The sequence below is a fragment of the Arenimonas sp. genome (assembly GCF_035312645.1).
Classification (GTDB): domain Bacteria; phylum Pseudomonadota; class Gammaproteobacteria; order Xanthomonadales; family Xanthomonadaceae; genus Arenimonas.
Map to the genome: position 1 here is coordinate 1 of NZ_DATGBO010000037.1, position 10,820 is coordinate 10,820.

At 64.4% G+C, this 10,820-nt stretch carries 10 protein-coding genes and 2 pseudogenes; 8 read left to right on the forward strand and 4 right to left on the reverse strand.

The annotated features are described in order from the left end of the window. The 8 genes and pseudogenes from VKM35_RS02940 to VKM35_RS02975 form a co-directional block, all read left to right on the forward strand. Positions 1-532, forward strand: a 532-nt coding sequence (locus VKM35_RS02940; RefSeq protein ID WP_324318181.1) for a cob(I)yrinic acid a,c-diamide adenosyltransferase, incomplete at its 5' end; no start/stop codon positions are given. Positions 533-537: 5 nt separating this feature from the next. Then, complete coding sequence (locus VKM35_RS02945; protein ID WP_324318183.1) at positions 538-1,464, forward strand: histone deacetylase family protein; 927 nt, start codon at positions 538-540, stop codon at positions 1,462-1,464. A 131-nt stretch (positions 1,465-1,595) separates the two neighbouring features. Beyond that, positions 1,596-3,827, forward strand: a complete 2,232-nt coding sequence (lptD, locus tag VKM35_RS02950) for an LPS assembly protein LptD (RefSeq protein ID WP_324318185.1) — start codon at positions 1,596-1,598, stop codon at positions 3,825-3,827. 41 nt (positions 3,828-3,868) lie between these two features. Further along, a complete protein-coding gene (locus tag VKM35_RS02955; RefSeq protein ID WP_324318187.1) occupies positions 3,869-5,155 on the forward strand; it encodes a peptidylprolyl isomerase in 1,287 nt (428 codons plus the stop codon). A gap of 3 nt (positions 5,156-5,158) precedes the next feature. Continuing rightward, entirely contained in the window at positions 5,159-6,133 is a 975-nt protein-coding gene (pdxA, locus tag VKM35_RS02960) for a 4-hydroxythreonine-4-phosphate dehydrogenase PdxA (RefSeq protein WP_324318198.1), read from the forward strand. Beyond that, positions 6,130-6,939 (forward strand): 16S rRNA (adenine(1518)-N(6)/adenine(1519)-N(6))-dimethyltransferase RsmA, encoded by an 810-nt coding sequence (rsmA, locus tag VKM35_RS02965; RefSeq protein WP_324318189.1) that lies wholly within the window; start codon positions 6,130-6,132, stop codon positions 6,937-6,939. Before pdxA ends, rsmA begins: the two co-directional genes overlap by 4 nt. 9 nt (positions 6,940-6,948) lie before the next feature. Then, complete coding sequence (apaG, locus tag VKM35_RS02970) at positions 6,949-7,329, forward strand: Co2+/Mg2+ efflux protein ApaG (RefSeq protein ID WP_324318191.1); 381 nt, start codon at positions 6,949-6,951, stop codon at positions 7,327-7,329. Next, positions 7,329-8,159, forward strand: a pseudogene (locus tag VKM35_RS02975) (symmetrical bis(5'-nucleosyl)-tetraphosphatase); the annotation flags it as partial. The gene apaG and the pseudogene VKM35_RS02975, both read left to right, overlap by 1 nt. A 91-nt stretch (positions 8,160-8,250) precedes the next feature. Here the strand turns inward: VKM35_RS02975 and VKM35_RS02980 are convergent. The 4 genes and pseudogenes from VKM35_RS02980 to VKM35_RS02995 form a co-directional block, all read right to left on the reverse strand. Then, positions 8,251-8,736 (reverse strand): dihydrofolate reductase, encoded by a 486-nt coding sequence (locus VKM35_RS02980; protein WP_324318200.1) that lies wholly within the window; start codon positions 8,734-8,736, stop codon positions 8,251-8,253. 5 nt (positions 8,737-8,741) lie between these two features. Then, positions 8,742-9,536 (reverse strand): thymidylate synthase, encoded by a 795-nt coding sequence (locus tag VKM35_RS02985; RefSeq protein ID WP_324318193.1) that lies wholly within the window; start codon positions 9,534-9,536, stop codon positions 8,742-8,744. Between the two features lie 51 nt (positions 9,537-9,587). Beyond that, positions 9,588-10,490, reverse strand: a complete 903-nt coding sequence (gene lgt, locus VKM35_RS02990; protein ID WP_324318195.1) for a prolipoprotein diacylglyceryl transferase — start codon at positions 10,488-10,490, stop codon at positions 9,588-9,590. A 59-nt stretch (positions 10,491-10,549) separates the two neighbouring features. After that, a pseudogene (locus tag VKM35_RS02995) lies at positions 10,550-10,820 on the reverse strand (RlmI/RlmK family 23S rRNA methyltransferase); the annotation flags it as partial.

Sequence of the window (10,820 nt, forward strand, 5' to 3'; positions counted from 1 at the left end):
CTACACCCGCACGGGCGATGATGGTTCGACGGGCCTGGGCGACGGCTCGCGCGTCTCGAAGGATTCGGCACGCGTCGCCGCCTACGGCACCGTCGATGAAGCCAACTCGGCGATCGGCCTGATCCTCGCCGGCGACATTCCCGAGGACGTGCGCACCGTACTGGTTTCGGTGCAGCACCAGTTGTTCGATCTTGGCGGCGAACTGTGCATTCCCGGTCATTCGGCGATCCTCCCTGCCGACATCGACCGCCTCGAGCAGCAGCTCGATGCTTTCAACGCCGATCTGCCGCCGCTCAAGGATTTCATCCTGCCCGGTGGCGGCATGCCCGCCGCGCACTGCCACCTGGCGCGGACGATCTGCCGTCGCGCCGAACGCGAAGTGGTGACGCTCGCGCATCACGACGCGGTGCGCCCGGAAGCGATCCGTTTCCTCAACCGCCTGTCCGACCTGTTGTTCGTGATCGCGCGCGTGCTCGCCCGTGCCAGCGGCCACGGCGAGGTGCTCTGGAATCACGAACGCCGCAAGGGCTGAGGCCGATGCGGGTCTACAGCCACCCTGCCTGCCTGGCGCACGTGCCCGGCGCCGGCCATCCGGAATGCCCCGCCCGCCTCGACGCCGTGGCCGGCGCGCTGCGCGCGGCCTTGCCAAAGCTTGACTGGCAACTCGCGCCCGCCGCCACGCGTGAGCAGATCGGCCGCGTGCACAGCGCCGAGCTGATCGCCACCGTTCTCGACACGGTGGTCAGCGAAACAATTCGCCTCGATGCCGATACCGCGCTGTCGCCCGATTCCGCCGAAGCGGCGCTGCGCGCGGCCGGCGCCGGCACCGCTGCCGTCGACTGGGTACTCGCAGGGAAGCATCGCCGCGCCTTCTGCGCCGTGCGCCCGCCCGGTCACCATGCAACGCAGCGCACCGCGATGGGTTTTTGCCTGTTCAACTCGATCGCCATTGCCGCCGCGCATGCGCTCAAGGCGCACGGACTTGAGCGCGTGAGCATCGTCGATTTCGACGTCCATCACGGCAATGGCACGCAGGATATTTTCCAGCGCGATCGCCGCGTGCAATACCTCAGCTCGCACCAGATTCCGCTGTACCCGGGCACGGGTCGTTCCGACGAGCACGGCGTCGGCAACATCCACAATGCCGAGCTGCCGCCGGGTAGCGGCGCCGCGGTTTTCCGCGCGGTGTGGACGAATACGCTGCTGCCGCAGCTCGCCACTTTCGAACCGCAGTTGCTGCTCATCTCCGCGGGTTTCGATGCTCACCACCTCGACCCGCTGGCCGACCTCAAGCTCGAGGCCGCTGATTTTCACTGGCTCAGCAGCGAGCTCGCCGCCTTGGCCGACGCGCATTGCCAGGGCCGGGTGGTCTCGATGCTTGAGGGCGGCTACAGCCTGACGGCACTGCGCGAATGCAGCGTCGCGCATTTGCAGGGACTGGCGCGGGCCGCGAGCACGCAATGACCAGAACGAATCCGGGCACCGAAGCCAATGTCCAGCCGGCCATTTCGTTTGCCCGTGCCGGCAAATTGCCGGGGCACTGGTCGCTCGGCTCGGGCTAGAATGCAGCCGTTGTGACTTTCCAGGACTGCCCTGTGCGTCGATCCCCGCTGCGTTTGCTGCCACTCTGCCTCGCGATCTCCGGTGCCGTGCATGCACAGGCCACCGTCGACAAGGCCGACAAACCCCAATGGCAGCTCTGCGCCAATCCGGGCACGCTGCCCTGGTTCGTGGAGCGGCAGCCGGCGGCCGGCGATCGCATCGGCACCCCCTCGGATATCGTCGGCGATGCGCTCGACCTGAAGAAGGACGACGTCACGGTATTTTCCGGCAATGTCGTGCTCACGCATGCCGACCAGTGGCTGCATACCGACAAGATCACCTACACGCATCCGACCGAGCAGTTCGTCAGCGACGGCCCCGTCCAATACCAGGATTATTCGGTGCGCCTGACCGCCGACAAGGCCTCGGGCGACCAGAAGGCCGACACGATCACGCTCGACCAGGTGACGTACCAGTTCAACCAGCAGCTCGGCAACGGCACCTCCAAACGCGCGGTGATGAAAGGCGAGATCGGCGAACTCAGTTCGGCTACGTATTCCACCTGCCCGCCGACGCAGCAGCAATGGCAGTTCCGCGCCAGCAAGATCCGTGTCAACAACGAAACTGCGACCGGCGTCGCCACCAATGTCTCGCTGCGCCTGGGCCGCATCCCGGTGCTGTGGTTGCCGGTGATCAGCTTCCCGACCGACAACCGCCGCCGCACCGGCGTGCTCTCGCCTACCGTAGGGCGCGACGATCACAACGGCCTCGACATCAAGCTGCCGGTTTATCTCAACCTCGCGCCGAACTACGACGCAACGTTGACGCCGCGCTGGCTGTCCAAGCGCGGGCTGATGCTGGAGGGCGAGTTCCGCTACCTCACGGAGAATTCGCGCGGCACGTTCGAGGGCACGTTCCTGCCCGACGACAAACTCACCGGCCACGACCGCGGTTACGTCAGCATCGACCACACCACCACGCTCAATCGCCACTGGTACCTGAGCGCGAATCTCAAGAACGTCAGCGATGTCGATTATTTCAGCGACTTCGGCGATTCGATCGCCAACACTTCGATCTCGCTGGTCGACAGCCAGCTCGGTTTGTTCGGTCGCGGCAAATACTGGTCGGCCAGCCTCAGCGCCGAAGAATGGCAGATCACCAATCCGCTGATCGCGCCGGGCAACGAGCCCTACCGGCGTCTGCCGCGCCTGCAGGCGAGCGCGTTCCGCCCGCTCACGCATTGGCTGGAAGCCGGCGTGTCCGCCGAAGCCGTGCGCTTCAGCCATGAAAACCGCCCGGACGCCGGCACCCGCGTCGACCTGCAGCCATACATCCGCATGCCGTTCAGCGGCAGCGCCTGGTTCATCACGCCGCAATTGTCCTGGCGTTACACCGCGTATTCGCTCAACGACAATCTCGCCGCCGCCAACGCCAGCGGCGATCATTCGCTGAGCCGCAGCCTGCCAATTGCCAGTGTCGATGCCGGCGCGTACTTCGAGCGCGATTTTTCCTGGGGTGGCAGCAGCTATGTACAGACGCTCGAGCCGCGCCTGTATTACCTGCGCGTGCCCTATCGCAACCAGGACAATCTTCCAGTCTTCGATACCGCCGAGCTGACCTTCGGCTGGACCTCGCTGTTCCGCGACAACCGCTTCGGCGGCGCCGACCGGCAGTCCGACGCCAACCAGCTGACACTGGCTTTGGGCAGCCGCGTCCTGAGCAATGCCGATGGCCGCGAGCGCCTCAGCGTCGGCCTTGGCCACATCACCTACTTCGACACCCCGCGCGTCGGCCTGCCCGGCACGCCGGCATTGTCGGACAAGGGCAGCGCCTGGATCGCCACCGCCGATCTGGCCCTGCGCGACAACTGGACCGTCGGCATGACCCAGCAATGGGATGCCGACAAACACCTCACTCAGCTCTCGTCGATCCGCAGCCAGGTCAGTTTCGGACAGGGCGGCGTATTCAACGCGTCCTATCGCTACCGCCGCGACCTGCTGGAACAAACCGACCTCAGCCTTGTCCTACCGCTGAACCAGAACTGGAGCCTGTACGGCCGATGGGAGTACTCCTTGCGGGACAACCAGACTCTGGAAGCGCTGGCGGGTTTCGAAAAACGCAGTTGCTGCGTCGCGATCCGCCTGCTGGGCCGGCAATATATCCGCAGCGCCAGCAGCCGCCAGAACCTCGGCCTGTATCTTGAAATCGAACTCACCGGCCTCGGCAGCTTCGGGCGCGACACGGCCCGCCTGCTGCAGAATGCTATTCTTGGCTATCCCCGCTGACCTGCCGCGCCCCACTGGCGCGCCCCGGAGTGTCTGAAACGATGAAACCGATCTTCCCCTTCATTCTCGCCGGCCTTCTTGCCGCCGGTCCGGCCTTCGCACAAACGGCTCCGACGACCACCCTGGACGGCATCGCCGCCGTGGTCGACGAGGACGTGATCCTGCGCAGTGAGCTCGACCGCGCCGTCGCCAACATCACCGCCCAGTACGCCAGCCAGCCCGGTCAGTTGCCGCCGCGCGACATCCTCGAAAAACAGGTCCTTGAGCGCCTGATCCTGATGCATCTGCAGATCGGCCGTGCGGCCGATTCCGGCATCCAGATCAGCGATGCGGAACTGCAGCAGGCCGTCGCCGCCGTCGCAGGCCAAAACAAGATGACCGTTGACCAGCTGCGCCAGCGTCTGGCCGCAGAAAACCTGAACTTCGACGAATTCCGCAACAACCTGCGCGATGAAGTCACCGTCCAGCGCCTGCGCCAGCGCTACATCCAGTCCAAGGTCACCATCAGCGAGGCCGAAATCGACCAGCTGCTGGCGACCCAGAAAATCGGCGGCGAAGAACTCCGTCTCGCCAACATCCAGATCGCCCTACCCGACGGCGCCACGCCAGACCAGATCGCCGTTGCCAGCAAGAAAGTGCTGGAGATCAAGGGCATGGTCGAACGCGGCGAACTGGATTTCCATTCGGCCGCGATCCGCTTCTCCCAGGGCCAGAATGCCCTCGACGGCGGCGAGCTGGGCTGGCGCACCTACGATGCGATCCCGCCGCTGTTCGCCAGCGTCCTGCGCGGCATGAAGCCGGGCCAGATCACCGATCCGGTGCGCGGCCCGAACGGTTTCCAGATCGTGCAGCTGGAAGAATCCCGTCAGCCGCAGCCGCAGAAGATCACCCAGTTCAAGGCGCTCGACATCCTCGTGCGCACCAGCGAGCTGGTCAATGCCGAAGCTGCACGCCAGAAGATCCAGGCGCTGCGTGACCGCATCGCCGGCGGCGAGGATTTCGCCAAGGTCGCCAAGGAAGCCTCGGAAGACACGCTGACCCGCAACAACGGCGGCGACATGGGCTGGTTCGTGGCCGACCAGTGGGGCACCAGCGTCAGCGAACAGATCAAGCGTCTTGCCGATGGCGAACTCTCGCCGATCTTCCAGAGCGACATCGGTTTCCACCTGATCAAGCGCGTGGGTTCGCGCGAGCAGGATGTCACCGACGAAAACCGTCGCAATCAGGCCCGCGAAATCATCGGCAACCGCAAGGGCGATGAGGAATACGAGCGCTTCCTGCGCCAGATCCGCTCCGAGGCCTATGTCGAAACCCGATTGGGTTCCTGAGTCATCGTGCGCCCGCGGCTAGCCCTGATTCCGGGCGAACCTGCGGGCGTCGGGCCTGAACTCTGCGTGCGCCTGGCCCAGACACGGCAACCTGCCGATCTGGTCGCTATCGCCGATCCCGATGCGCTGCTCGCCGCTGCGGCGGCGCTGTCGCTGCCATTGACACTGCGTGAGCCCGGCACCGACTGCGTGCCCGGCGAGCTTGCGATCCAGCCGCTCAAGCAATCCCGGCTCACGCGCTTCGGCCACGCCGACCCCGCCAATGCCCGTGCGGTCATCGATGCCCTTCTCGCTGGCGGCCGCGGCTGTCTCGACGGTAGTTTTCATGGCTTGGTCACCGGCCCGGTCAACAAGGCCAGCATCAATGCCGGTGGTATCGCCTACACCGGCACCACCGAGCTGCTCGCCGCACAGGCTGGTACCGACGTGGTGATGATGCTCGCCAACCCGGGCCTGCGCGTCGCTCTCGTCACCACACACCTGCCGCTACGCGCGGTCGCCGATGCGATCACGCCGGTCGCCCTCGTGCGCACGCTGCGCATCCTGCATGCTGCACTACGCCGGGATTTCGCCATCGCCGTGCCGCGCATCGCAGTGTTGGGCCTCAACCCCCATGCCGGCGAAGACGGCGTGCTCGGCCAGGAGGAAATAAACACCATCGCGCCGGTGCTGGCGAAATTGCGCAGCGAAGGCATGACCCTGATCGGCCCACTGCCCGCCGACACGGCCTTCCTTCCGCAGAAACTCGCCGGCTTCGATGCCGTCTTGGCGATGTATCACGACCAGGGCCTGCCGGTGCTCAAGTACGCCGGTTTCGAGCAGGCGGTGAACATCACGCTCGGCCTGCCCTACCCGCGCGTCGCCGTCGATCACGGCACCGCGCTCGAACTCGCCGGCAAAGGCAGCGCCGATCCCTCCAGCCTCATCGCCGCCGTCGAGCTGTGTGCACGACTGGCACAACAAAGGGCGCAGCCATGAGCCATTTCAAGGATCCGCCGAAGAAGAATCTCGGCCAGCATTTCCTCACCGACCGCAGCGTGATCGACAACATCGTGCACGCGCTCAACCTCAAGCCCGGCGACAATCTCGTCGAGATCGGCCCCGGCCAGGGCGCGATCACTTTTCCGCTGCTGAAAAAGCACGGCGCGCTGACGGTGATCGAATTCGATCGCGACCTGATCACGCCGCTGATGGAAGCGTCCGAAGGCATCGGCGATCTCGCCATCATCCACAAAGATGTGCTCAAGGTGGATTTCGCCAAGCTTGCCGGCGATGGCCGCGTGCGTCTGGTCGGCAACCTGCCCTACAACATCTCCACGCCGATCCTGTTTCATGTGCTCGAACACGCCGAAGCGATCGTCGACATGCACTTCATGCTGCAGAAGGAAGTCGTCGATCGCATGGGCGCCGAGCCCGGCAGCAAGGTCTATGGCCGGCTCAGCGTGATGCTGCAGGCGGTCTGCCAGGTGACTCCTTTGTTCACGATCGGACCAAACGCGTTCCGGCCGCCGCCAAAAGTCGATTCGGCTGTCGTTCGCCTCGTGCCCAAACCCGCAGACCAGATCGGCATCGTCGATCCGGCGCTGTTCGAGGCCCTTGTGCGCAACGCTTTCGGCCAGCGCCGCAAGACCCTGCGCAACGCCGTGCAGCAGCTGTGCAGCGGCGACGACATAGCCGCCGCCGGCCTGCGTCCCGACGCCCGTGCCGAGCAATTGCCGGTGTCGGATTTCATCGCCCTGGCCAATCACCTCGCAAAACACGCCGCCACCGCCGCAACTTTGTAAGATGGGCTCATGACCGCGCCGCTGCACGCCATCGATGTGAATGTCGACACCCGTTTCCTCGCCGACCAGTCGGCGCCCGAAGACGGCCGTTTCGTATTCGCCTACACCATCCGCATTTCCAATCGCGGCCAGGTGCCGGCGCGATTGATTAGCCGGCACTGGCTGATCACCGACGACAACGGCAAGGTCCAGGAAGTACGCGGTGAAGGCGTGGTCGGCGAACAACCCTGGCTGCGTCCGGGCGACGATTTCGAATACACCTCCGGCGCCGTGCTTGAAACCGCGCTGGGCACCATGGAAGGCAGCTACCAGATGCTCGCCGACGACGGCACGTCCTTCGATGCCCCGATCGCCGCGTTCACTCTGTCGATTCCGCGGACGCTGCACTGATGGCGACCTACGCGATCGGCGACATCCAGGGTTGTTACGACGCGCTGCAACGGCTGCTGGAAAAGATCCGCTTCGACCCGCTCAAGGATCGTCTGTGGTTCTGCGGCGATCTGGTCAACCGCGGTGGGCAGTCGCTGGAAACCCTGCGTCTGGTGCACTCGCTGGCGATCCACAGCACCGTCGTGCTCGGCAACCACGACCTGTCGCTGCTGGCGATCGCGCAGCGCACCGAAGCCGATCAGCGCAAGGTCAATCCCGACCTGCAGCGCGTGCTGTTCGCCGACGACCGCGACGTGTTGATCGACTGGTTGCGCCAGCAGAAACTGCTGCACGTCGACCGCACCCTTGGCTTTGCGATGGTGCATGCCGGGCTCGCTCCGAAGTGGTCGCTGAAGATCGCCGAGGCACGCGCGCGCGAAGCCGAAGAACAATTGCGCGGCGAAAACCACCGCAAGCTGCTCAAGAACATGTACGGCGACAAGCCGGCCTGGTCGCCGAAACTCGCGGGGCCGGAGCGCTTCCGCGCCATCGTCAACGTGTTCACGCGCATGCGCTATTGCACGCCCGCCGGCCGCATCGGTTTCGACGACAAGGGCCGCCCTGGCACGCAGAAGCCTGGCATGTATCCCTGGTTCGAAGTCCCCGGCCACGCGCCGCGGGAATTGCCCGTGGTCTGCGGCCACTGGTCAACGCTGGGCCTGTTCATGGGTCTGGGCATTTACAGCATCGACACCGGCGCCGTCTGGGGTGGCAAGCTCACCGCGCTCGAACTTGGCGCCGAACTGCGCCTGCACCAAGTCGCCGGCCGCGTCGTCCCCGCCAACAGCCCGCGCCGCGAAGACTGACCCCGCGGCTCTGTAGGAGCGATGGCAATCGCGATGGGTTTCCTGCGAAAAGGAAAAGTCGCGATTGCCATCGCTCCTACGAGCGCTTTTTTTCGTAATCCACAAACTCGAACGCAAACGCATGCTTGGCATCCGCCGCATGCGCTTCGCGCTGTATTACCTGCCACTGCACAAGGTCGAATGCGGGAAAAAATGCGTCCGCGCGCTCGACCAGAGTATCGACATGCGTGAGGTGCAAGCGCGTTGCGATCGGCAACACCAACGCATAGATCTCACCGCCGCCGATCACCATCAACGCCTCGTTACCGATCAGCGCGCGCGCAGCATCGATCGATGCCACGGCCTCCATTCCCTCGAACGGCACCGCGCCCGAGCGCGTCAGCACAAGATTACGTCGGCCCAGTAGCGCACGCCCCAGCGATTGCGCGGTCTTGCGCCCCATCAACAGCGGCCGGCCCAGCGTCAGTGCCTTGAAACGCTTGAGATCGTCGGGCAGACGCCATGGCAATTCATTGTCGCGACCGATCGCGCCGTGACGATCCAGCGCCGCGATCAACGTCAACTCGCTCACACCGCCACCGGCGCCTTGATCGCCGCGTGCGGTTCGTAGCCTTCGATGGCGATATCGTCGATGCGGAACGCGAACAGGTCGGTGACCGCAGGATTCAATACTAGTTTCGGTAGCGCCTTAGGTGCGCGCGACAATTGTTCGCGCGCCTGCTCGAAATGATTCGAGTACACATGCGCATCGCCCAGCGTGTGCACGAAATCACCGACACCCAGGCCGCAGACCTGCGCGATCATGTGCGTCAGCAACGCATAGCTGGCGATATTGAACGGCACGCCAAGAAAAATATCCGCCGAGCGTTGGTAAAGCTGGCAGCTCAGCTTTCCGTTGGCGACATAGAACTGAAAGATCGCATGGCAGGGCATCAGCGCCATCTTCGGCAGGTCGGCGACGTTCCAGGCATTGACGATCAACCGGCGCGAATCCGGATTGCGCTTGATCTCGTCGACCAGCCAGCGGATCTGGTCTATCTCGACACCGTCCGCGCCGCTCCAGCGCCGCCACTGCTTGCCGTATACCGGGCCAAGATCGCCGTTTTCATCGGCCCACTCGTCCCAGATGCTGACCTTGTTTTCCCGCAGATAGGCGATATTGGTATCGCCCTGCAGGAACCACAACAACTCGTGGATGATCGAGCGCAAGTGCAGTTTCTTGGTCGTGACCAGCGGGAAGCCTTCGTTGAGATCGAAGCGCATCTGGTAGCCGAACACCGAACGCGTGCCGGTGCCGGTGCGGTCGGATTTCTCCGCGCCCTCGCGCATCACGTGATCTAGCAACTCAAGATACTGGCGCATGACTACCCATGGACGTGTAGGAGCGACGCAAGTCGCGACCAGCCAGGCGGCTCATTGATCGGTCGCGACTTGCGTCGCTCCTGCAACTACGGGCACCAGCGTCGGCGCCCGCCGCGACAGCCAGAAAAAGAACAGCCCCAGCGCGATCAACGGCAGCGACAGCACCTGCCCCATGGTCAGCCAGCCGAAGGCGAGGTAGCCCAACTGCTCGTCGGGCACGCGCACGAATTCGACCAGGAAACGGAACACGCCGTAAAGCAATGCAAACATTCCCGACACCGCATAGCGCGGTCGCGGCTTGCGCGAATAGAAAAACACGACGACGAACATCGTCAGGCCTTCGAGCAGCGCCTGGTACAACTGCGACGGGTGCCGCGCATAGGCATCGAGCGCACCGCTAGCATGCAACTCGCGCAATTTTTCCATCGGCAAATGCGTGTATGGGCCAAGGTCGCTGTGCGGAAAGATCACGCCCCAGTTGCCGCCGGTAAGCTTGCCGTACAACTCGCCGCCGATGAAATTTCCCAGCCGGCCGAAACCCAGACCCGGCGGTACCAGCGGCGCGATGAAATCCATGGTGTCGAATACATGCAGCCCGCGCCGCCACGACCACCACGCGACCGCGACCATCACGCCGATCAGGCCGCCGTGAAAACTCATGCCGCCTTCGTTGATCTTGAAAAGAAAGATCGGATGGGCGAGGAAATCGCCGAACGCATAGAACAATACGTAGCCGATGCGGCCACCCAGCACCACGCCGAGCATCGCGTAGAACAACAGATCGCCGAAACCTTCCTCGTTCACGCCCGGCAACCGGCCAGCGCGCACGCGGCGCGTGCCCAGCCACCAGGCCACGCCGAAGCCGAGCAGGTACATGATCCCGTACCAATGGATGCCGTGCGGCCAGAACGGCAGCGGGATGGCAATGGGATCGATGTCGTGGAGGATGGTCATGCGCGAAGCCGGGATTCCTGCTATGTATTTTGCCTGAGACCCGCGATTTTTTCCGGCTTTCAGACCGGCAGGACGCGCGTGATGTAGCCCTTCAGGTACTCGGTTTCCGGGATCGCCGGATGCACGGGATGGTCAGGCGACTGGCTCAGCGGCTCCAGCACCTGCATGAACCGGTCCAGGTGCCGCGCGCCCTGCTGCATGCCGTCCAGCAGGGCTTCGCGCGGCATGTGATGGCTGCACGAACAGGAAATCAGGATGCCGTCGCGCTCCAGGATCTGCATGCCGGCCTCGGCCAGCCGGCGGTAAGCCAGCGCACCCTCCTTGAAATCC

Bases quoted from the DNA above. Each gene is read 5' to 3' on its own strand.
- VKM35_RS02985 (WP_324318193.1), bottom strand. From the start codon at position 9,536: ATGCGCCAGTATCTTGAGTTGCTAGATCACGTGATGCGCGAGGGCGCG.
- apaG (WP_324318191.1), top strand. From the start codon at position 6,949: ATGACCGCGCCGCTGCACGCCATCGATGTGAATGTCGACACCCGTTTC.
- lgt (WP_324318195.1), bottom strand. From the start codon at position 10,490: ATGACCATCCTCCACGACATCGATCCCATTGCCATCCCGCTGCCGTTC.
- rsmA (WP_324318189.1), top strand. From the start codon at position 6,130: ATGAGCCATTTCAAGGATCCGCCGAAGAAGAATCTCGGCCAGCATTTC.
- VKM35_RS02945 (WP_324318183.1), top strand. From the start codon at position 538: ATGCGGGTCTACAGCCACCCTGCCTGCCTGGCGCACGTGCCCGGCGCC.
- VKM35_RS02955 (WP_324318187.1), top strand. From the start codon at position 3,869: ATGAAACCGATCTTCCCCTTCATTCTCGCCGGCCTTCTTGCCGCCGGT.